19 protein-coding genes and 2 tRNA genes are annotated in these 20,910 nt (G+C 52.1%); 11 read left to right on the top strand and 10 right to left on the bottom strand.

The annotated features are described in order from the left end of the window. Window positions 1-619 precede the first annotated feature (619 nt). From AB1483_06555 to AB1483_06595, 9 genes are all read right to left on the bottom strand, one after another. The gene (locus AB1483_06555; GenBank protein ID MEW6412123.1) at window positions 620-1,729 is read right to left on the bottom strand and encodes a protein DA1; all 1,110 of its coding nucleotides are present in this window, start codon (window positions 1,727-1,729) and stop codon (window positions 620-622) included. A 364-nt stretch (window positions 1,730-2,093) separates the two neighbouring features. Further along, entirely contained in the window at window positions 2,094-2,450 is a 357-nt protein-coding gene (locus AB1483_06560) for a cupredoxin family copper-binding protein (protein MEW6412124.1), read from the bottom strand. Between the two features lie 264 nt (window positions 2,451-2,714). Next, entirely contained in the window at window positions 2,715-3,572 is an 858-nt protein-coding gene (locus tag AB1483_06565; GenBank protein ID MEW6412125.1) for a DUF5777 family beta-barrel protein, read from the bottom strand. Continuing rightward, window positions 3,569-4,159, bottom strand: coding sequence for a YceI family protein (locus AB1483_06570; GenBank protein MEW6412126.1), 591 nt, complete (start codon window positions 4,157-4,159; stop codon window positions 3,569-3,571). Before AB1483_06570 ends, AB1483_06565 begins: the two co-directional genes overlap by 4 nt. A gap of 229 nt (window positions 4,160-4,388) precedes the next feature. Next, window positions 4,389-4,462: transfer RNA gene (locus tag AB1483_06575), tRNA-Arg, on the bottom strand. Between the two features lie 199 nt (window positions 4,463-4,661). Continuing rightward, window positions 4,662-5,816, bottom strand: a complete 1,155-nt coding sequence (locus AB1483_06580) for a cytochrome c3 family protein (GenBank protein ID MEW6412127.1) — start codon at window positions 5,814-5,816, stop codon at window positions 4,662-4,664. 1 nt (window position 5,817) lies between these two features. Beyond that, window positions 5,818-7,089: an NrfD/PsrC family molybdoenzyme membrane anchor subunit gene (gene nrfD / locus AB1483_06585; GenBank protein ID MEW6412128.1), complete on the bottom strand. Its 1,272-nt coding sequence runs from the start codon at window positions 7,087-7,089 to the stop codon at window positions 5,818-5,820. Beyond that, complete coding sequence (locus AB1483_06590) at window positions 7,089-7,985, bottom strand: 4Fe-4S dicluster domain-containing protein (protein ID MEW6412129.1); 897 nt, start codon at window positions 7,983-7,985, stop codon at window positions 7,089-7,091. The genes nrfD and AB1483_06590 overlap by 1 nt, the downstream gene beginning before the upstream one ends. A gap of 263 nt (window positions 7,986-8,248) precedes the next feature. Further along, window positions 8,249-8,325, bottom strand: a tRNA-Pro gene (locus AB1483_06595). 735 nt (window positions 8,326-9,060) lie between these two features. Between AB1483_06595 and rlmN the strand changes: the two genes are divergently transcribed. The 3 genes from rlmN to AB1483_06610 are packed head-to-tail and all read left to right on the top strand — an operon-like array spanning window position 9,061 to window position 11,967. Continuing rightward, window positions 9,061-10,125 (top strand): 23S rRNA (adenine(2503)-C(2))-methyltransferase RlmN, encoded by a 1,065-nt coding sequence (gene rlmN / locus AB1483_06600; protein ID MEW6412130.1) that lies wholly within the window; start codon window positions 9,061-9,063, stop codon window positions 10,123-10,125. Continuing rightward, window positions 10,125-11,528: a hypothetical protein gene (locus tag AB1483_06605; protein MEW6412131.1), complete on the top strand. Its 1,404-nt coding sequence runs from the start codon at window positions 10,125-10,127 to the stop codon at window positions 11,526-11,528. Before rlmN ends, AB1483_06605 begins: the two co-directional genes overlap by 1 nt. Before the next feature lies 1 nt (window position 11,529). Beyond that, window positions 11,530-11,967, top strand: a complete 438-nt coding sequence (locus AB1483_06610; protein ID MEW6412132.1) for a hypothetical protein — start codon at window positions 11,530-11,532, stop codon at window positions 11,965-11,967. Window positions 11,968-12,041: 74 nt separating this feature from the next. Here the strand turns inward: AB1483_06610 and AB1483_06615 are convergent, their stop codons facing one another. Continuing rightward, complete coding sequence (locus tag AB1483_06615; protein MEW6412133.1) at window positions 12,042-13,853, bottom strand: S41 family peptidase; 1,812 nt, start codon at window positions 13,851-13,853, stop codon at window positions 12,042-12,044. Between the two features lie 350 nt (window positions 13,854-14,203). Here AB1483_06615 and AB1483_06620 point away from each other — a divergent pair, with 350 nt between their 5' ends. The 8 genes from AB1483_06620 to pilO all read left to right on the top strand — a co-directional run bounded on the left by AB1483_06620 (window position 14,204) and on the right by pilO (window position 20,902). After that, a complete protein-coding gene (locus tag AB1483_06620; protein ID MEW6412134.1) occupies window positions 14,204-14,980 on the top strand; it encodes a hypothetical protein in 777 nt (258 codons plus the stop codon). Then, window positions 14,980-15,636 carry an HAD family hydrolase gene (locus tag AB1483_06625; protein MEW6412135.1) on the top strand — a complete coding sequence of 219 codons (657 nt, stop codon included), beginning with the start codon at window positions 14,980-14,982 and terminating at the stop codon, window positions 15,634-15,636. The genes AB1483_06620 and AB1483_06625 overlap by 1 nt, the downstream gene beginning before the upstream one ends. Next, the gene (locus AB1483_06630; protein MEW6412136.1) at window positions 15,633-16,133 is read left to right on the top strand and encodes a methylated-DNA--[protein]-cysteine S-methyltransferase; all 501 of its coding nucleotides are present in this window, start codon (window positions 15,633-15,635) and stop codon (window positions 16,131-16,133) included. The genes AB1483_06625 and AB1483_06630 overlap by 4 nt, the downstream gene beginning before the upstream one ends. A gap of 56 nt (window positions 16,134-16,189) precedes the next feature. Then, window positions 16,190-17,290: an aminopeptidase gene (locus AB1483_06635; GenBank protein MEW6412137.1), complete on the top strand. Its 1,101-nt coding sequence runs from the start codon at window positions 16,190-16,192 to the stop codon at window positions 17,288-17,290. 412 nt (window positions 17,291-17,702) lie between these two features. Further along, window positions 17,703-18,212 (top strand): GspH/FimT family pseudopilin, encoded by a 510-nt coding sequence (locus AB1483_06640; GenBank protein MEW6412138.1) that lies wholly within the window; start codon window positions 17,703-17,705, stop codon window positions 18,210-18,212. A 270-nt stretch (window positions 18,213-18,482) separates the two neighbouring features. Beyond that, the gene (pilM, locus tag AB1483_06645; GenBank protein MEW6412139.1) at window positions 18,483-19,535 is read left to right on the top strand and encodes a type IV pilus assembly protein PilM; all 1,053 of its coding nucleotides are present in this window, start codon (window positions 18,483-18,485) and stop codon (window positions 19,533-19,535) included. Between the two features lie 7 nt (window positions 19,536-19,542). Further along, window positions 19,543-20,271, top strand: coding sequence for a PilN domain-containing protein (locus AB1483_06650; protein MEW6412140.1), 729 nt, complete (start codon window positions 19,543-19,545; stop codon window positions 20,269-20,271). 10 nt (window positions 20,272-20,281) lie between these two features. After that, a complete protein-coding gene (pilO, locus tag AB1483_06655; GenBank protein ID MEW6412141.1) occupies window positions 20,282-20,902 on the top strand; it encodes a type 4a pilus biogenesis protein PilO in 621 nt (206 codons plus the stop codon). Window positions 20,903-20,910 lie beyond the last annotated feature (8 nt).

Consider the following 20,910-nt stretch of genomic DNA (forward strand, 5'->3'; position numbering starts at 1 on the left):
TTTGTTGCAGCAGCGCAAACCCAGCATTTGATGAATCAAATGCCTACCGGCAGCTTGCGTTGTCAAGCCCAAAGCGTGTTTGAGCCTGCCACCCGGCGAAGTGTTTCTGATATTTCCCTGTATTTCATTACTCATCATATGATTGCATCGATTTGGGTTCGTTTCGTTATTTTAAACCCCTCACCCCAACCCTCTCCCTGAGGGCGAGGGAGGAAGAGAGGTGATGTCGCCTTTGATAAATCAAATGGCTACCGGCAGCCTTTAATGTCAGGCCCAAAGCAAGTTTGAGCCTGCCACCCGGCGGAGAGTCTGTGAATATTCCCTGTATTTTATTGCTCGTCATATGATTGCATCGATTTGGGTTCGTTTAGTCATTTTTAGGGATCCTACAAATATGGGTATCAGGTTCGAAGCCGGTTGGCTGCCAGTGCTTAGCAGTATTTAGCGGTGCGTTATTCGGGCATTTCGTGGCAGAAAGACTCAAGCACGTCGGGCCGATTACATATCCTCGATAAATGATGTCCATACAACAGCAATCAGCGGGGATTTTTGCCCTGATGTTGTAGTGAAAGTGCGGGGGGAGCTATGTAGTTATTTCCTGAGAAGGGAGAATACCATCTCACTCCCAGGGTGGGTTCTTGTGCTTTCTCAGGTACTCGAGCCAAGCGTGAATGCCGACTTCACGCACATAAGCCTCCACTCTTCTGAGCCCATCGCCGTAAATGGGATCCCTGCTTTCCCAAGTTTGAACCCTTAGCATGTTTGTCTCCTCATCCTCATATTTGCTGATTGCCAGTATGCCGGCATACTGGCAGCTTCCTTCAGTAAGTATAGAAGACATATTGTGGTCGCCATTTTTGAACAGCCACACATGCATCAACTCGTGGCCCAAGGTCAGAATGAAGTCCTGGCGTGGCATTCCCTTGAGGACAAAGATCTCAAAATCTTCGTGTGATATCACTCCGGCTAAAATGGACTCTTTGCGGTAGGAAGTATATCCCGCAGGGTCGTGCGGCATTGCTCCTTTCTGGCTGGTCAAGCTTGATCGATCTACAAGCCGAAGAGGAATTTTCTTCTCTCTGATTTCAATGCCGTAGGAAGCCAGATCTTCTATTATGTCGGCCATCAGGTCCTCAGCTTCTTTGATATCATTTACGGCCGATCTGAGACAGAGGCCGCAGACGTGTCTGCCGTCGGGATACGTGGTTCCCTCTCCGGTGGTCTGGGGAGCGATAGGGCAGCCGCAATATTCGCATATGGGATATTCGTCCCGGTGATGCTTGTGAAGGGTGTTTCCTCGCGGGTCAATTAGATACTTGTCGTAGAGCACTTCCCCGCACATGGCACAGCGCCGTCCAACGTGGTCATCATAACACTGTTGATGGTAGAGATTGGAGTCGACTTCTATATAATTGCCTTGGATCGGTTCGCCGCACCAGTCGCATTTGGGGACAAACAACTCAAAATAGCACACGCTATCATATATCTTTCCATTCTCGACATAAACCGGACCATTTTTGAGGTCGCCTCCACAGTTGGAGCAGAGAAAATGATCGGGATGATAGTATTTACCGTCGAATTCGATCCAATTGGCTTTAGATATTTTCTTGCCGCAATACTCGCAGATCTTATCGCCGGCATAGGTAGTGAAGGGTATAACCAAGAGTAATCCGAGGGCAATGGTCAGGACCGATGATGAGAGTTTTTTGCGGTTTGTCAGTTGGCTCATAATTCGGAAAATACTTTTCGGCAGCACTCGAACCTGCTACCCTCGGCTTAAAAAACAGATACTTTATCCGTGTGAGCTACGGGGGCACACGTTGTGTGATTTATCGTGTTTCGGAGGGGAAACAGGCAAACCACGATTCCGCCCGAATGTAAGCTATTTGCCGGGAAATGGTCAAGATACAAAAATGGGGACGGGCAGATGGGGACATCTGCTGCGCACAATAATGGTTGGGAGAGGCTAAAGACGCCGTCAGTTCGCATCTCCAACTTCGTCGGCGACAGGAACTGACGGAACGGGGCCAGCAGACAAAGTGAGATGGAAAAAGGTTAGCCACCTTGGCCGTAATCGTGTCAAAACTCCGGGCTCATGGCTGAACCGTCACGGTTCCTTTCATATCCGGATGGGGAATGCAGTGGTAAGGGAAAACGCCGACTGTGTTGAAAGTGTGCGAGTAGGATCGTCCCTGTTGCAGCAGGCCGCTTTCAAGTTCATCGCCGACATCAGAAGTAACAGTGTGCCCCACATTTTGATTATTTGTCCAGACGACAGTCGTGCCAACGCTAACAGTCAGGTTCGCGGGTGTGAAGGCGAAATTGTCTATAATCACGGATTCGCTGGTGCCGCCGCCTGAACCGGGCGGAGGCGGATTGGTAGACGGCTCTGTTGGACTACTGTCCCCACTGCAGCCCATGCCGAAAAGCAGTACCGGGAAAGCAATCATCAGTAACACTTTAAGTGTGTTTAAATAATTATGGATCATCGCTTGGTCCTCATTTTGTTGGATGTTTGATTAGATATATCCTAAACAATGTCTTTTTCGGCAAAGTTCCATTTCAGGGTCTATGTTGTCCTGAATTGGCAGGAGATGACATTCGTATGACATTCGGTCGGTGGCCCGCGCCGGCTTCAGGTTTAGCACCTCTCGAAAGCGGGCATAGCGCATCAACGCCACAGGCCCTGAAATTCTCGGCTGCCGGATGGAAACTTACCAGAATTTCAAGAGGCGGGTAATACTGAATCCGAGGTGCCAGTACCGGCCACCGGCGGGATCGTCTGAACCCGCGATATACTGCGACGGGTTCAGCCGGGTGGAGTTTGAAGCTCCCAATTTGAAGAAGTGTCCTCCGGTTTCCAATTCAATGCCCCATGACACCGGATCGTGGAGGTAGTCATCGCCGCCAAGCGATGGATCCCACTCGATCATGAAACTGAATGACCTTGAGACATAATATTGACCAATGATGCCCAGGGTGAAGATGTCTTCGGTGTCGGCACTACGGACGTTGGAATTGTTCAGGTAGGCCGGTACCAGCCCGAGTGCGATTTTCCGGGCAATCATTGTATTGATCATAGCGCGAAGATAGAACTGGAAAGCCCGTGAATCAGTATCCGACAGCCCGAAGACTTCGGTATTCCAGCCGGTTCCAGCCTGAATCCCGACCAGAAGCGGGAAGGGCGTGCCGATACGTTCGAATAGGCGGGCTTTGAGGTGTAAATCGATATTGTCATCAAGATTACCTCGTCCCAGAGCGACTGTCAAGCGATCGGAAATGCCATACGCCAGAGCGAAACGAATTGCCGCGGGACCATCCAATCCGAACAGGACTTCGTGTCCATCTTTTATAGTCGGGTAGAACCTATGAGCGATCTCGAATTCGAAGGTCTGTCTTCCCAGCATAGAGGCAGTAGGAAGGTTGAAGGCGTGATTGGCGTGGAACAACTGCGGCGTGTTGGAGGATCCGGGTGTCTGGCGTTTCCATGAGGATTCAGCCGCCTGTACACGGGGAAATGAAGCCACGATCGCAACAAAAAGCAGGATAGCGGCAATTCTCATTTTTCTCATTGCTGATTCTCTTTCGTTGATTTTTTGAGAAAAAAGTCCATAGTGAGACGGATATTCTGATCGATTTTCAGAAACATGAGTTTTGGAACCTTAATCCGGTGGTCCTCCAGTCTCACAATGAACTCACCCGTTACGTGGTAACCATCGGGGATGGCCGTTGCTTTGACGGTGATCGAGCGCTGCCGGGTGACCCCGTGGAGGTCAAAGGCGCCTGCGCAGTCAATTTCCAGTGTGGAATCAATGTCGTTTTTGACACCGTTAATGGATCCCTTGAATGACACGAAGGGATATTTGTCGGTTTCCAGGTAGTTTTCGCGCATGTGGCGGTTTCGCAGCCCGATGCCGGTGTCGAGGTCATCGAGATTAACCTCGAAATAGAAGCTTCCGCCGGCAGTCGGTGTATCGCCTGCTTCCCACAACACGTAGCCATCGATTTGATCGGTAACGCCTTCGAAGTCTTCCAGCGGGGCGCTGGAATAGAAGGTAACGTTGTTGTCGGCGTCGCGGTTAACGTGGTATTCCGCGGCTGAGGCAGCTGACGGCTGAGTTGCCATGATGACGACGAGTAGATTGGTGAGGTATTTCATGGCACGAATCTCGCGGCTGTTGCTTTTTCGCCTGGCGTTTCGGTGAGGGCGAAGGCAGACAGTTGGCCGGTCCTCCAGAATAAAGATTGAATCGAGTTCCGCTATTGAGCGGTCTCGGCAATTTGCTTGTGAAACAATTTTTGAGAGGGGTTCGTTCCAACGGCGACGGAATTGGTCTATTAAGCGGGCGGCTCTGGCGTTGGAGTCGGATTGAAGCTATCCAAAATAATACCCCCGGCAGGACTCGAACCTGCTACCCTCTGCTTAGAAGGCAGATGCTCTATCCGGGTGAGCTACGGGGGCACACACTTTGTGTGATTTATCGTGTTTCCGAGGGGAAACAGGCAAATCACGATTCCGCCCGAATGTAAGCTATTTGCCGGAAATGGTCAAGATACAAAAATGGCAACGCGGATGGGGACATTTGGCGCGCACAGCGCACAAAAAAAAGCCCCCGGAAATCCCGGGGGCCTTAGCCTAACTTCAATGAAGCACTGAGACTCTATTGAAGAGATAATTTCTGGACATACTCGCCGGGAGGGGCATCCTCGGCCGTCCGGCCATCATCGTGACATCCCGAACAGTCCGGTTTGTTGGAGTACTTCAGGTCAACGTGGCAGTCGCCGCACTCGAGCTCACCGTGGATTTCGTCGAGCTTAAGCCCGGTGACAACGTGGCTGAAGTTCTGCTGGTTCCATCCGGCGTGACAGGAAGTACACTGGTTGTTAAGACGCGCGATCTGTTTGCCGGTCGGGTGACAGGCACGGCAGCTCAGGTCCTTGTGAAAGCGGTTCAACGGCCATCCGGTCGACGCGTGCGAGAAGCCCGGTTTCTCTTTATGGTCGTGGCACTTCGAACAGGCGTCTTTGATGTGGCAGTCGTTACAGATGGCGTGAATCTCTTCATCCGTTTTCGACGGTCGGGACTGGGCCTGGAGATCGTGGCAGTAGCTGCAGTTTTCTTCTTTGTGGCAGTCCACGCAGCGCAGGCCAAACAGGTCTATATGCTGCTGGTGGTGAAGTGTCACTACCGGTCCCTGCTCATAGGGAGTAGTGTAAACTTTCTTGTCGGGAACGGTTATGACCGGGTGAGAGATACCAATAATATCGGTGGAGTCCATTCCCGGTCTGGCGAGAGCGCCGCCCGGGGTGGGGAGGTGACAGATAATGCACTTGGTATCGTGGCTCCATTCACGGTGACAGGAGAGGCACTGACGATGATAGGCTCCTTTTAATGATGGCTGCCTCAGGTTTTCCGGGTTTTTCTCACCGCCGTGGCAATCGGCGCACGGGGGGATGTGACCGGGAGGGCTGTAATGGTGACAGGTTTCGCAGCCTTTACCCATTTGAGCCATGTCGGCGTGCAGCTTGTGGTTGAAATCGACCGGCTGATAAAGGTCACTCAACTCGCCAATCAGAAACGTGTCAGGAGCCTCGGATAAATTGTGCTTGGCGTGGGCGGTCGGCATTCTCAGAGTGGGACACGGTTTAAGACACATGTCCTGCGCTGTCGGTTGCTCACAGGTGTGACACTCAAGACAGTTGAGCGTGTCGACCTCCTGGTGCTTGGTCTGCTGGGCGGCTCCCAGAGCGATCATGGCGAAAGCAGCAACCAGGACTACTGTTGTCATTACGAGTCTTATATGTATCTTCTTCATTTTACTCGGCCCTCGAAAAGTTGCTGACGTTGATGCGGTCGTCGTGCTTGATATGGTTACCGTTCTCGTCAACCGGGACCGTGATGACCGGGAAGACCATGACGAACGCCCGGTACAACAGAACCAGGGCGCAGATGAATCCGGCCGTGACGAGAATTTCCATGAACGACGGGAAATAGGTCTTGGTGGCATACAGCGGTTTGTAAGCAATCAAAAAGACATTGATACGATTGAGCGCCACCCCGAATACCACCAGAGAAGCCGCCGTGAACAGGCCGCCGACAGTGTTTCGAAGTCGGTGGCTGGCGAGGATAAGTATGGGCAGCAGGACTCCGCCGACAATTTCGACGAGCCACATGATCGACTGGGTCGACATCTCACTGACATACGGCCAGGCGTTACGGAGAGTGATATCACCAATCTTCAGGGCGAAATAGATGCCCAACAGCACCGGTGTGTACCGAGCGATTGATGACAGGACACTCAATTCGGGTTTGAGTTTAAACGAGCGTGAGGCCAGTATTGATTCGAATATAACCATCGGGAAACCGACCGATATCGCCGAGAGCAAGAAAAGCAGGGGAGAAATGGGCGTATACCACAGCGGGTGGAGCTTGCTCGGCACGATAACCATCAGGGTTCCCAGCGACGACTGGTGCAGACACGAGAGCACCACTCCGGCGATAATGAACAGCGAGACGAATCGGCCGAGGGTTTTGTCGGCAATCGACAGGAATGACTCGATCAGTTTGTTGAAGCCGCCGAGTATACCGGGCAGGTTGACCTTGCCTTTGAAGCGTTCCACCACGATTGGCAGGAACTCGATATACAGCACGGTGAGATAGATCATAACGCACATACCGACTTCGAAAAGCACCGAGTTGCCCTGCCAGAAGCCGGGAAGAGCCACGTGCCACATGTTGTAGTAGCGTCCGAGGTCGGTGAGAACGCCGATAGCCACAAAAGTGTAGCCCAGCAATGCGGTGAGCAGGGCGGGCCTAACGATCACGTGGTATTTTTCTTTGTGGAAGATATCGGCGAGGGCGGCGGTGGTGAAACCACCGGCGGCCAGAGCCACGCCCGAGGCAACATCGATAGCAATCCAGATACCCCAGGGGTACTGGTCATCGAGGTTGGTCACGGCGCCCAGTCCGGCGATAAAGCGGTAGACGAATACCGCCAGGCCGGCAAGCATGATGGCGAAAAGGACCTTGGTGCCGCTGGTAAAATACGGCGCCTTGATCGGAACAGGAACTTCATGATGGTGTGCCATTATTGATCCTCCTGTCCGTTGTCGGTCTTGCGCAGTGAGTGCATCACCAATCCCAAAAATCCGTACAGGGCCAGCGGCGGTACGAATGATTTAAAGATACCGTGCTGGATGGTCTCCGTATGCTGCGGAATCGCGTCATCGGGAAGGGTAGGCAATTCAGTGTTCTTGAAATCGGCCGCCGCGAGATACATCCAGCTGGTCCCGCCGATTTCGGTTTCGCCGTAGACGTGATCTTCATAGCGATCCGGCTGCATTCTGATGCGGGTATGTCCGAGGTCGATCAGCTCCTGGCGGGTGCCGAAAGTCAGGGCTTCGTTGGGGCATATTGAGACGCAGGCGGGGCGGTTGCCCTCGTCGAGGTGGCGCTCAATGCAGAAGGTGCATTTGCGCACCTGCGGATTGAGGGCGTTATCGTACTCGTAGGCCGGAATCTGGAAGGGGCAAGCCACCATACAGTAGCGGCAGCCGATACATTTCCAGGCTTCGTAAACCACCGGACCGTTGTTGGCCTTGTTGAGGGCGCCGACAATACAGGCTGAGACGCAGGCCGGTTCGTTGCAGTGCATGCACTGGACCTTCATGGTGTAAGCCTTGCTCGTGGCCGGGTCGCTATACTGATTGACAACCGTGTAGGCTTTTGAGTGGGGACGCCGATGTGTTTCGAATACGGATTTGTCCTCGAAAGCCGTAATCGGCTCTGTTGAGAGGGAGTGCTGGTTGTTGCAGGCCCATTCGCACTTGCGACAACCGATGCATACGACGGTGTCTACCAGAACGCCGTATGTCGCCCTGCAGTCGAGGACCTCTCCGTCATCTGTTGCAAAGGCGCTGTTGGTGGCAAGGGCGGCGGAGCTTAACGCAGCAAGTTTGAAAAATTCTCTTCGTTTTAAGCTCATGTTTCTACCTATTTATACCTCTTGATGTTTGACTTCAAAGCAATGAATGTGAAGGATTTCACATATTTTACTCAATAAAGACCGCATTGTGGGTTGAATTTACCTCGTTAAACGAAATTTGTCAATAAGAACTGGTCGGGTTTGATTGGGAAACCGGGGGGCTATTAGCTTCGCGCCTTACCGGTATATCCGCTTTTCAAGCTGCTGACGGGGGGTAGCAGGTTTTTGGCAAGGTTGGGCGGAGACATTTTCTTGGAATGAAATGGTCGGGGTGAGAGGATTTGAACCTCCGACATCTTGCTCCCAAAGCAAGCGCGCTACCGGGCTGCGCCACACCCCGAACAACCGGCCCCATAATAGTCCAACATGGCGTTTTAGTCAAGGCGAATGTCGGACCGGCGTAAACCGGGCGGAGACGGGAATTGGGGGAAAAGGGCCTTTTCGACAGCAATGGCAGATCCTTGGCTATCTGTCGATGGGCGGCAGGCTCAAACCCTGTTTGGGACTGACACTTTCCGTACATTCAGTTGTTCCTATCTGACCGCTGGATTACATCCCCGATTTGCGGGACTCGGGAGTTTTCAATGGAATGACGCGATCTTGCCGATCGCATCTGGCCAAACCTAAAACGCCTCTTTCCCCCTCGCCCTCTGGGAGAGGGTCGGGGTGAGGGATTTCAAAAATAATGAAACGAACCCAAATCGTGGTAGCGATATGGAGGCGAAAAGAATACTGGGGATTTTTGTGGCAGAACCGCTCACGATTATAGTCTTTCGCGGAAGAGGGTTCTGCGACGAAGATTGACTCCGGTACCCCACCTCACAGGTTAGTTTTTCTCGAATCATCTCCCACCTGCCGCTGACGCTCTAGGTGGGGTACCATCGTTCAGGAAATCAGGTCTTGTAGGGGTTCAAAATTTTGAACCCCTGCGGTTCAGGCCGCAAGCAAGTTTGAGCCTGACACCCGTCGAAGACTGGATTCAGTTATTCAACGGGATGACGCGATCTTGCCGATCGCATCTGGAGCGCCCATTGGGGCTTGCTAAATGGCGAATTTGTGGTAAATTTACGCAACTATGACGAAAATCAACCTGCTCGGATATACTTCCAGCGACCTCGAAAAGCTCATGCTCGAAATGGGCGAAAAGCCCTACCGGGGAAAGCAACTGTTCAAGTGGCTCTACAAACACCGTCAGTATGACTTCGAGATGATCTCCGACCTGACCAAGAGGCTCCGCCAGAAACTCGATGATTTGTATTATGTTGAAGGTCTCAGGTTGGCGCGCGAGGATGTATCGGCTGATGGTACCCGGAAGTTTCTGTTTGGGCTCGATGACGGCTGCAGTATCGAGTCGGTGCTTATACCCGAAGAGGATTCGGACCGTCGGACTATCTGCGTGTCCACTCAGGTGGGTTGCGCGCTCGGTTGTATATTCTGCGCGACAGGGTCGATGGGTTTCAGCCGCAATTTGACGGTGGGTGAAATCGTGGGGCAGCTTTTGTTTGTCCGGGATAATTTTGGCGAGGACGCGTTTACGAATATTGTCATGATGGGTATGGGCGAGCCGCTCTTGAATCTTCAGAATGTGGTCGAGGCGGTGAACATAATATCCGCCGGGGATGGGCTTTCGGTGGCGGCCAAGAAGGTTACGATATCGACCGCCGGTATCGCCCCGAAAATCGTGGAACTGGCGGATTTGAAACTGAAATCCCGTTTGGCGGTATCATTAAATGCAGCCACCGATGAGAAACGTTTGAAAATAATGCCGATTGCCAGGTCATATTCCCTCGAGCAGCTTCGCGAAGCGTTGCTTTATTATACCCGTCAGACAAAATCGAGGGTGACGTTTGAGTATATTCTCTTTGAGGGGTTCAATGACACGAAAGCCGATGTCAAGGCTATCGCGGAGTTTATAAAATCGATACCGTGTAAGATAAATCTTTTGGCGTATAATCCGGTTGAGTCGTTGGCGGCGGTCGACGGGCCCCAGTTGCGAAGGCCATCGGACGAGAAAGTGGACTGGTTCGCCAAGCAGCTTTATCCCCGCGCCCCGGCCGTGACTGTGCGCAGAAGCCGGGGAGTGGATATTAATGCCGCCTGCGGACAACTCGCGGCGAAGCACAAACTGAGGAGCACCTGATGAGTAGAATTGTCGTGATGATAACGTTTCTGATCTGGCTGTGCGCCGGAGTACTTTCCGCTCAGGAAGTGAATGTCACCGTCGGTGAGTTGAAAATACCCGGGTTCAAGTGGGGTGCGCAGCCGGTCCAGCTCACGGTGACCAATAACAGCGACTATATGAAGTTCGTGGTTTCTATCGTGCATGTGGAATTCAGTGAGGCCGACCCGCCTTATAGTCGCAACGACCGCTTTCATGATCTTGTGCAGCCGGGGATGACCGAGACAATCGAGCCGCTGGTATATATCCCGGGCAGTTATGGTCCGGCGACGATAACGATAGATTTTTACGATGTGGTGGATACTCTGGACGCGGTTTCGGCCGGTGAACATATTCTTCACAAGGTGATTGAGGCGGACTTTCCGAAGCCGGATACGCTGAAGCAGGTATTTGACACGCGGCTGGTGTTTCCCAGCCGGGTGGAGGAACATCCCTATTTTGAGAGCGAGTTCTCCCGGTTGACGCTCGGGTTGCTTGCCGAAGGCAAATCGCCGGAGGAGATTCATGAGCTAACCGGCGCGGACCGTCAGTTTGTATTGGAGCAACTTCGGTTTTTTGCCGGGCAGCGTCTTATAGTTCAGAAGGAAGATTCCATAGATGTCGCTATTCCTGTGATATCAAAGGAGGAAGGGTCGGTTCAGGCCAAACTTGCCGACCGGGCGGCTCAGTCGCTGGCGGGGATCATCGCCGGCAATATGCCGGCTTATCGGGCGGTCCTTGACTCGCTTGTCGCGGCCAAGGTTGTTCCGACCGACAGCACTGATGTTCTCGATGACGCGGTGGTTTTGTACAAGCCATATCCGGTGGTTACGGCCTTGGTGCTGTGGAATCTGTTGGGAACGCAGTTTATCGCGGGGGGAAATCAGCTGGATATGTTCTGGGGATTGGATATCTGTAATTTGCCGAAGATGGAATATCTCTATGCCGCCCCCGAGGGGCCGGAGTATAACGGACGATTTTTTTACGCCTTTCTTTATGATGGGCGCAACGTGCGGCTGATTTCGAGTAATCATCCGCCCAGGATACTTTGTAGCGGCAATTTCCCTCCGCAGCGCGGCTCCACCGGGGCGGCCAAATGGAGGCACGATGAGAGTGACCGTCCGGAATATATCATGCTCGACCCGGTTAAGGTGGTTCCGGCACTGGAAACGCTGGCGGCCGGTACATCCGGTATAATCGACACCACGCTCCAGCAGGCGCGCAATAACGCCGAGCAATTCGGGCGAGGGGTGGTGACACGCGGATATAAGCTCTGGCTGTGGAACCTGGTGGTGACAAAGGTGACCGACATACTGATGGAGCAGGGAGTGCTGCCCGATCCGGGAGAAGCTTTATATGTATTCAGTGTGAAGAAAGGAAATTGATATGAGGCTGAGTGTGTCGGTAAAGCTCGCTGTGGTTTTTGCGCTTGTGGTGTCGTTGGTGTGGAGTGGTTGCTCAAAAAAGTCTCCGAAGCGCGACCAGATACCCCTTTTGAAGGGAAAGATATTCGCTCTGCAGGAAGCGGTTAAGGAGCGCAACCGGGCGGCTATCGACTCGCTGTTGTCGGTTAAGATAATCGATAACGGTCAGAGTTCGGATTCGCTTCTGAGTTTCGTGTATGGTCCGGACGGCGGATTCGGGTTTGAAAGATTCGGTAATTGCGAGATTCTTTACACGGCCAATAAGGCGCGCATGGAGTGCTACGTGATGGACTCGACCTCGCAGGAAGACCGTCCGGTCACTTTCTTTATGGCTCTGGAAGATGACATGTGGCTGTTTACCAGTTTTCAGCAGGGCGGCGGGGAAAAAGACAGCCTTTAATGCTTGCGGATTTCCAAAAAAAACAGGCGCGATAAGCGCCTGTTTTTTTATAGTCCATTGACTCTATTCGATTTTTACAGCTCGGCCTTTTTCTCGTCGGCTGTGAGCAGCTCCGAATACTCTCCCGGAGTGGAGAGGATCTCGATCGCTTTCGTGATCGTAGGGTCGGACTTCAGAACGATCTCTTCGTACACGCCGCGTTCACCGGCGACCGCCGCGACGATTTCACGCTTGATCGTGCGGGTGATATAGTCACGGGATTCGTCGAAGTCGTCTTCCTTCTCTTTTGCCACCAGCACGCGCAGACTATCAACAGCGCCCTGGAAGATATCCTGGCGGCCTTCGTCCTTGACCTCAGCTTCAAGTTTCTCGAGGGCAATCTGAAGTGAAGTCTGGTAGTCGAAGTCTTTTTCTTTGATGAACCGGCGGAACTGGCTGACGATATCATCGGTCACCACGAAGTCCGGTTTGACATCGGGGTGTTCGGAGACATATTTGACGGCGAAGTCAAAGAAGAGCGATTTGCGTTCCAGGTTGATTTCGATGGGTTTCCAGGTTTCGCGCTCGACTTCGATATCCGGAACGATACCGCCGCCGCCATAGACGACCCTTCCGCCGTTGGTGTAATAGATTTCTTTCTCCGAGACAGTCATGGTGTCCGAGGTTTCGGCTGAGTCGTCTTCGAGCATATCGGGATGATCATCGAAATTTTTGCCCTGCTTGTCGGCTTTCTGGATGCATCGTCCGGACGGTACGTAATATTTCGCGGTTGTCAGCTTGAGGGCCATGGAACCGTCGTTGGAAATGTTGAAAATCTGCTGGACGAGTCCCTTGCCGTAGGTATTGGCTCCCACGATCAGCCCGCGGTCCCAGTCCTGGATGGCGCCGGCAACGATTTCAGAAGCCGAGGCGGTGCCTTCGTCAGCGAGAATGACCAGCGGTTTGTCGGGGGTGAATATAGGGGCGCGATCGGAGTAATAGTGACGCTCGCTGCTTTCGAAGCGTCCTTTGGTATAGACAATCTCGCGTCCGCGCTCAAGAAAGAGCTCGGCGGTTTCTTTGGCCTGGTCGAGAAGGCCGCCGCCGTTGCCCCGAAGGTCGAAAATCAGAGATCCGACATTTTGTTCGTTAAGGGCGGTGACAGCCTCGCGCAGCTCGTGGCTGGTCTCCTCGGCAAACCGCGACAGACGAACATACCCGATGTTGGTGCCGGGGATGACGCCATAGTAGTTCACGGATTTCAGTTCGATGATGGCGCGTTCGATTTCGAATTCCATGAGGTCTTTTATTCCGGCTCTCTGGATCATGAGAACGACACTGGTTCCCGCTTTGCCGCGCATCATGGCGGAAGCATCGGACGAACTCATACCTTCGGTGGAGACACCATCGATCTCATATATAACGTCGCCGGCGCGCAGTCCACGGCGGTATGCGGGCGTGCCTTCGATAGGGGTAATGATGACGATTCGGTCGCCGCGACCATCGATCTGCATTCCGAGACCTTCGTACTTGCCGTGGGTTGATTCCATGAGTGCGTCATAGGAGGATTTTTCCATCAGAACCGAAAAGCGATCGAGGTCCTCGAGCATGCCGACAATACCGGCTTTGATGATTTCCTTGGTGTCGACCTCTTCCATGTACTGGTTGCGAATATTGAAAGCAGTCTGAGTCAGCTTTTTAACATCGCTGAGAAATGTGTCGCGATCGGACTGATCTGTTTGCTCAGGCTGAACAGGTTCTTCGGTATTAATGTGGACAGTGTCAGCCCAGAGGACCGGCTCTGCATTGACTTTGGAGGTTTGTACTGCTTCACCCGAACCGACCACCCATATGAGTGCCAGAGCAAATACCGTTATGCCGAATAACTGCAGCGAATAGCGAACCATAAATCCTCCGTTTATATTAAAATTCCGTTTTGCAAGGTACGAACATAATCTTTGTTGTCAAGTTTGACTACATCCTGTGTTTATATCGTATCTGTTTGTTAATTATACGCTTACCAAACCCTTCTGTTGCAAATATGTTGCCCGTCGATTGAATATATATTAACCCGATGAATCCTTTCGGCTTAAGCGGCCACAGCTCACTTCGGGCAGGGCATGGTTGCAGGATTTTGGCCGGCAAATTGTGAATCTCATTTCAACTTGATTTACCGTGTTCATATCACCATACTATAAAACATTGGCGCCGGGTAAATGTTCAAAATGTGCGCACAATCCGCGTCATGGTGCTTATCATGTTTAGACGTTCGAAGTTATTTGCGATCATTTTGAATCTTTTGTTGCCCGGGCTGGGGCATATTTACTGGCGCGAGTATTTGTTCGGGATATTCGTCTTTCTGATAATGCTCATCGCTTCTCTTTTGTTTTTCGTTTCCTTTTTTCTCTCTGTGTCGCTGTGGGTTTGGCTGTTGATGATGGCGCTCCCAATACTCTTTTATCTATTTACGTTTATCGATCTGGTGCGGGCGGTGGGGGTAAAACGCGACAAGCTTAAACCGGGGAAGAAATCGGCAGTCATATTTCTGGCGGTGGGGATTGCCTATCAGTTGTTGTCGCCGAGCGCGCCTGTCAATTTCGGTTTGCAGAACTTTCCGGATGTCTTCGTTTTGAAAGACACCAGTCTCAGTCCTATCCATTCGGAAGGGGCGCTTTTGAAGGCGAGCCGTCTGGCGTACTCGGTCGATTTCGTCTTTTTGCGCAAGCCGGTTTTGTACGCGCTTCCCGAGCGCTACGATATAGTCCGGTTCCGTGGGGCCGACGGGGGCAAACTTAACGGGATCGTTCTGGGTCTGCCCACCGAAGAGGTTGAGATGGCTGATGGCGTGCTGGTGGTGAACGGTCTGCCGGATTTCAGGGAGCCGGCTCACGGGATGGTGCTTCAGGGTGATTGCCAATTGACATATGTGTCGAGTTACTCTATTTTGGTCGCGACCTTGAACCTTGGACGGGTAGATACCGTATATATGGTACCTCTTACGGATGTAGTAGGGGAGGTTAGTAAAGTAATCTGATGCGGGTTAAATATATCATTTTCGACCTTGACGGTACCTTGATAGATTCTTCGGATGGGGTGGTGGCGGCGGTCAATTATTCCCTCAGGCAGATGGGTCAGCCGGAACGAACGGCGGATGACATAAAACCGTTCATAGGCTATTCCCTGCGTCTGATGTACCCATCGTTTACGGATGTCCCCTATGAAGAACTTCACCGACACTTTCAGACGAAGGCGGCTGAGACGGTGGTGTCATCGACGGTGGTGCTGCCGGGCGTTGAAGATACGCTTCGCGATCTGGCCGCACGCGGTTACCGTCTGGCCATCGCTTCGACAAAGATCAAACGGCACATTCAGGGCATAATCGATAAATTCAACTGGAAGGACCTGATCAGCGCCTACGCAGGCGGGGATGAGGTCACTCACGTCAAACCGCACCCGGAGATTCTTCTGCTGACCCTAAAACGTCTATCGGCCAATCCGGATGAGACGGTAGTGGTAGGAGACACCATAAACGATATTGAAGCCGCAAGGATGGTGCCGATGACTTCGGTGGCTGTCAACTCACCATACGGCGGTACCGAGAGACTTCTAAAATCCAAGCCGGACTTCTTCGTGGAGTCCATAGCAGACGTTCCGGGGATACTAAACAGACTTCAAAAGGAGGCTATATGAAGCGGATATATGTGCATTCATTCAAGACGGGTCTGGGCACTATTCGGACAGCCGCTACCGACAAGGGCCTGGCTGTCCTATCACTGCCGGGCGAGTCCGAGAGGCTGTTCAGGGCGAGGGTTCGTCGATATTTCAAAGGCTATGAGGTCAATGAAGGGGGCGCGACCAACCGGGAAACTGAGAAACAGGTGAGGCAATACCTTGGCGGGAAGCTGAAGCATTTTACGCTCAAGCTGGATATCCAGGGAACCGAGTTTCAGAAGAAGGCGCTTAAGAAAGTGGCGAGTATTCCGTACGGAAAGACGTCATCGTACGGCGAGATTGCCAGGGCGCTCGGCGCCCCGAAGGCTGCCCGCGCGGTTGGAAGCGCGAATGCCCGTAACAATCTTCCACTCGTCATTCCGTGCCATCGGGTGGTGGCTTCGAGCGGTCTGGGCGGGTACGGCGGCGGTCTGGCGATGAAAACACAATTGCTAAAGATGGAAGGCGCGATATAAGTCGCGGCGAAACAGGTTTAACAAAATCGATTTATGGCAGAAAGGTTAAGGGGCAGATGGATCAACGGATAGACAAGCTGGCGAAAGTACTTTTGCATTACTCGCTGAAGCTGAAAAAGGGGCAATTGGTAAAAATACAGGGAGAGGTAGTAACCCTTCCGCTGCTGAAGGCCATGTTCGCTGAAGCGGTGCGCATTGGCGCACACCCCTTCGTGCGCCTTCTTATACCCGACAATGAAGAGGCGTTCCTGAAGTATGCCGGCGAGGAACAGCTAAGATATCTCTCCCCGATAGTCCGCACCGAGGTTAACAAGATGGATGCCTATATCCATGTCTGGGGGAGCGAGAATACCCGGTATCTCTCGGCGGCTGATTCCAAAAAGCAGGCTCGAGTGGCCAAATACCAGAGACCGCTCAAGGATCGAATAATCAAGAGAATGTCGCAGGGACAGGTTAAATGGGTGGGGACGCAGTTTCCCACGCTGGCCGACGCTCAGGACGCTGAGATGTCGTTGCGCGACTATGAAGAGTTTGTTTACAGGGCCGGTCATCTCGATGCCGCCGACCCGGTCAAACATTGGCAGAAGGTTCACAGGGAACAGGCGAGGCTGATAAAGATTCTCAATCGTGTCGACAGGCTTCACATTGAGGCGCCGGACACCGATCTCAAGTTGCGGGTGAAGGGGCGCAAGTGGGTCAATTGCGCCGGGACCGAGAATTTCCCCGATGGCGAGATATTCACCTCACCCATCGAAGACTCCACCGAGGGTGTTATTCGATTTACCTATCCGGCGGTATACGCGGGACGCGAGGTCGAGGATGTGAGGCTGGAATTCAAGAAGGGCAAAGTGGTCAGGGAGTCGGCGGCGAAGAATCTGCAATTTCTGACCGACATGCTCAATATGGACAAAGGTTCGCGGATTTTGGGCGAGGTTGCGATCGGGACCAATTATGAAATCAAGCGCTTCTCGCGGAACACTCTTTTCGATGAGAAGATTGGCGGGACCTGTCATACGGCCGTAGGACACGGTTTTTCCGAGTCCGGAAGCAAAAACAAGAGCAGTCTTCACTGGGACATGGTCTGCAACCTGAAGAAGAATTCTCAGATCACGGCCGATGGGAAAGTGATTTATAGAAACGGCAAGTTTACCATTTAGGTTTCGCAGTTACTGAGATGACCCATCTCTCTGCCGGGGGATGGGTCTTCTTTTATTGGTGCCGCGGGGATGCCTGGCGGCAATCGGCCCGAATTTTTAGCTTCATTGAAAATCTCCAGACAGTGTGGGGTTGTCCCCATACTTTTCAAAAACCGCCGCCGGTATAGCGGCTGGATCTGACGGCCACGGAGTTCGGGAGGCGCTGGTCAAGTTGTTAGTTTGTAATGGGGTACCTGTTGCGTTCGGGTAAGTTTCGGTATGGCGGCGGATGGGTATGGGATGTGCTTTAGTCTTTGGTGAGTTAAGCTGAACGGTACTTTAATGACTGGGCGATAGATTAAGGGAAAAATCCCGCCGGACTGCGGTTTTTAGGCGGGTAGAGTAAAATCGAAAAGAGTGGATGGTGAACATTATGAGAAAGTCAATTTTATCCAATCGCGGCATAACACTGATGGAGATAATGGTTGGCGTGGTGATAATCGGTATAGTGGCCTCAATGGCCGTGCCGCGATTCGCGACCGCCTATGAGCGGATGGAGTTCAATTCCCGTAACCGGGATATTGTCTCGGCCTTGAGGATGGCCCGTTCGAGGGCGATTACGGAGAAGGAGTTGTACGGGGTTTATTTTGATCCGTATGATATCAGGGTAGTCCAGTTTCGCAAACACGATGGTTCAGGGGCGCTCAATGACCGCTACGAGGACGGGCTCGATTCGGTTCTGAAGGTTGATACGCTTACGCCGGATATGATATGGCTGAGTTCTTCGCTTCTCAATGATGCAGCGGTTTTTAGCCCGAATGGATCTTCGAGCACCGGCGGGGCAATTTTCCCGCTGGCGGTGACCGAGGATTTTGTGGGGTTAGCGCAGATATCACTTTTGGCCTCGACGGGGCGGGTGAAAACGGAAACCATTATTTTCTAGTGGCTTAGCAAGCTGATAACTTCTTTGTGGCAACCCCTCCTTCGGGAGGGGTTTCTCTTTGCAGGTCAAGAAGTTAGGGAGGCAAAAGTTTTCGATAAAGGCCAGGGGCTAAAGTTCCGATAAGTAACTAAGCGATTGATTGGCTCAACCGGATTGTGACAGCCGCCAATACGTAGCCGGGTTTTTTCCCGGATGGTGTTAACTGGCAGATTAATATGACGATAATAAACGTAAGAACAAAATAACTCATAAATAAAGAGAATGACTCATATGCTGTTATCTCGCGGAAAAAAGAGTACGGTTGGTCTCGATATTGGAGCGAATTCGATAAAGCTGGTCAAGCTCGATCATACGAAGTCGGGTTATGCCGTGTCTGCTATCGGTATTCGCGAATTGCCGCCCGAAGCGATCGTAGCCGATGAAATTCGGGATCGCGAAGCGGTCATATTCAATGTCCAGTCGCTAATCGATCAGACCGACCCCAAGATAAAGGATGTTGTCGTCTCAATCTCCGGTCACAGCGTAATCACGGATCGATTCAACATCGACAAGAAGTCGGGTGCCGAGGCCGAGCAGGCCATCCTTTTCGAAACCGAGCAGCGTGCTCCGTTTGACATTGACGATGTCTCGCTGGATTACCATGTCGTAAAGACCGACGATGAGTCCAACAAGATGGATGTGCTGCTGGTCGCGGCCCGCAAAGAGTACTTAAGAATGTATCTCGAACTGATTGAAGACTGTGGTTTACGTCCGGTGGTGGTCGATGATGACGCTCTGGCGATCTACAACGCCTATGCCGAGAACTACGAGGTCGACCCGACCAGGTTGACGGCGCTGGTCAATATCGGCCATGACGTAACCAATATCACCTATCTTCAGGACGGGTTTTTCCAGGCCACGCGCGACGTGTCGGCCGGCACCCGGGAAATATACAATGCCATCCAGAAGGAATTCCGGTTGAACCCCGAACTGACGGCCAAGGCCATCAAGGGTGACATGAAGGATTCCATCGATGAGGATATGCTCAAGGCGACAATTATATCATCCACCGATGAGTTGATTTCGGGAATCGAGTTGGCTTTTTCGTACTTCAAGTCCCAGGCCAAGGTGGACAACATAGATTGGATCATTCTATCGGGCGGCGGTTCGCTGGTGCCTTATCTTCCGGAGTTTCTCCAGTCCAAGCTGAACATACCTCTGGAAATCGCCAACCCGCTGCGTAACGTGGATTACGATCCGGAATTGTTCCAGTATCTCCAGCCGGAAAAGATAGCGCCGCTTTTGACGGTTTCGGTTGGATTAGCAATGCGGAAGGTGAGGTAAGAGCCTTATGATAGAAATAAATCTACTTCCGAAAGATTACCAGAAGAAGTCGTTTGACTTCTCACTGGGTAAGGCCGGTTTCTACGGTGTCGGCGCCGCCGCCGGTATCATTCTGACGCTGGTCGTGATAACGTTTGTGCAGAAGGCCAAACTGGGCTCGCTATCGGACAAGATCGAAAAGGCCCGTCAGAAAGAGGCGATGCTTCAGAAGGATATCAAGCTGGTTGACGGTCTGAATGATGTCAAGGCCAAGATCACCAATCGTATGAAGGCGGTTGAGCGTCTCGACAGTCATAGATCGTCGTGGGTGAGTATCCTCGAGGATGTTGCCGGCAATGTTCCGGAATTCGTCTGGTTGGCGAGATTCCAAGAGAAGCGCCCTGAGGATGATAAGGACGCCGGCAAGAGTAAAAAGGGCGCGCCAGCGGAGGCCAAGGACGAGAAGGCCGTAACGCCGTCGAATCCCAGCATTCAGAGCGGCGAGGTTGAGGGGTATGCCTTCACGCTGAATGCCCTGGCGTCATTTATGATCAAGATGATGCGGTCGGACTATTTTGATGAGGTCGAACTGGTCACGACCAATGAAGTTAATATAGATGATAATAAGGCCTATAATTTCGTGCTGAGCTTCAATATCCACTATCTCTCGGACGAGCAGCTTCGCGGTCTGATCGCGTCCGAGGGTGATGGAGATGTGGCCGAAGACTCCGAAACCAGCCACAAGAGCTTAAACTAGGAAGAGTGTTATGGATTTAAAAGATTCAAAAACGCAGAAAATAGCGCTGGGAGTCCTGGCTTTCTTTATTGTCGTCTATTTCTGGTATAGCCGGATCTATAAGGATATCGACAGCCAGCTGGAGTTAAAGAGTCAGGAATTCGAGACTATTACGACGAACCTGCGCAATGTCGAGCTCAAGGCCAAGTCTCTCGATGCTCTCAAGATTGAATATGAGCAACTGGTCGAGAGGTATCAGGAGATCGAGCAGTTGCTGCCCGAAGTGAAGCAGATTCCGTCTTTTCTGGTACAACTTCACACGGCATCGTCGATCACCGGAACGCGAATTACACGGGTTCAGCCTCTGCCGATAGCGGGCGAGGAATTTTACAATATAGCCTCATTCGACATCGAGATGACCGGTACGTATCATGATTTCGGTACATTTATAAGCTATGTGGCGAATTTTCCGTTCATAGCCAATATATCCGGGATCAAGATTAACGCGGTTGATATCTCCATATCGAAGGACAAGGCAAAAGACAAGGGTGGATTGAATGAGCTCAAGAAGCGTGAGACAATCACGGCGCAGTTCAAGCTTTCCACCTACTTTGTGAAAGAGGACGAACGGCTCAAGGAGCTGGTCATATAGGAGGTCAT

This window comes from Candidatus Zixiibacteriota bacterium (assembly GCA_040756055.1).
GTDB lineage: Bacteria > Zixibacteria > MSB-5A5 > GN15 > FEB-12.

What these genes read in the sequence shown, in the direction of transcription:
- pilM (MEW6412139.1), top strand. Translation starts at nt 18,483, where the DNA reads ATGCTGTTATCTCGCGGAAAAAAGAGTACGGTTGGTCTCGATATTGGA.
- AB1483_06590 (MEW6412129.1), bottom strand. Translation starts at nt 7,985, where the DNA reads ATGAGCTTAAAACGAAGAGAATTTTTCAAACTTGCTGCGTTAAGCTCC.
- AB1483_06615 (MEW6412133.1), bottom strand. Translation starts at nt 13,853, where the DNA reads ATGGTTCGCTATTCGCTGCAGTTATTCGGCATAACGGTATTTGCTCTG.
- rlmN (MEW6412130.1), top strand. Translation starts at nt 9,061, where the DNA reads ATGACGAAAATCAACCTGCTCGGATATACTTCCAGCGACCTCGAAAAG.
- AB1483_06605 (MEW6412131.1), top strand. Translation starts at nt 10,125, where the DNA reads ATGAGTAGAATTGTCGTGATGATAACGTTTCTGATCTGGCTGTGCGCC.
- pilO (MEW6412141.1), top strand. Translation starts at nt 20,282, where the DNA reads ATGGATTTAAAAGATTCAAAAACGCAGAAAATAGCGCTGGGAGTCCTG.
- AB1483_06625 (MEW6412135.1), top strand. Translation starts at nt 14,980, where the DNA reads ATGCGGGTTAAATATATCATTTTCGACCTTGACGGTACCTTGATAGAT.
- nrfD (MEW6412128.1), bottom strand. Translation starts at nt 7,089, where the DNA reads ATGGCACACCATCATGAAGTTCCTGTTCCGATCAAGGCGCCGTATTTT.
- AB1483_06640 (MEW6412138.1), top strand. Translation starts at nt 17,703, where the DNA reads ATGAGAAAGTCAATTTTATCCAATCGCGGCATAACACTGATGGAGATA.
- AB1483_06620 (MEW6412134.1), top strand. Translation starts at nt 14,204, where the DNA reads ATGTTTAGACGTTCGAAGTTATTTGCGATCATTTTGAATCTTTTGTTG.
- AB1483_06630 (MEW6412136.1), top strand. Translation starts at nt 15,633, where the DNA reads ATGAAGCGGATATATGTGCATTCATTCAAGACGGGTCTGGGCACTATT.
- AB1483_06650 (MEW6412140.1), top strand. Translation starts at nt 19,543, where the DNA reads ATGATAGAAATAAATCTACTTCCGAAAGATTACCAGAAGAAGTCGTTT.
- AB1483_06570 (MEW6412126.1), bottom strand. Translation starts at nt 4,159, where the DNA reads ATGAAATACCTCACCAATCTACTCGTCGTCATCATGGCAACTCAGCCG.
- AB1483_06610 (MEW6412132.1), top strand. Translation starts at nt 11,530, where the DNA reads ATGAGGCTGAGTGTGTCGGTAAAGCTCGCTGTGGTTTTTGCGCTTGTG.
- AB1483_06580 (MEW6412127.1), bottom strand. Translation starts at nt 5,816, where the DNA reads ATGAAGAAGATACATATAAGACTCGTAATGACAACAGTAGTCCTGGTT.
- AB1483_06565 (MEW6412125.1), bottom strand. Translation starts at nt 3,572, where the DNA reads ATGAGAAAAATGAGAATTGCCGCTATCCTGCTTTTTGTTGCGATCGTG.
- AB1483_06635 (MEW6412137.1), top strand. Translation starts at nt 16,190, where the DNA reads ATGGATCAACGGATAGACAAGCTGGCGAAAGTACTTTTGCATTACTCG.
- AB1483_06560 (MEW6412124.1), bottom strand. Translation starts at nt 2,450, where the DNA reads ATGATTGCTTTCCCGGTACTGCTTTTCGGCATGGGCTGCAGTGGGGAC.
- AB1483_06555 (MEW6412123.1), bottom strand. Translation starts at nt 1,729, where the DNA reads ATGAGCCAACTGACAAACCGCAAAAAACTCTCATCATCGGTCCTGACC.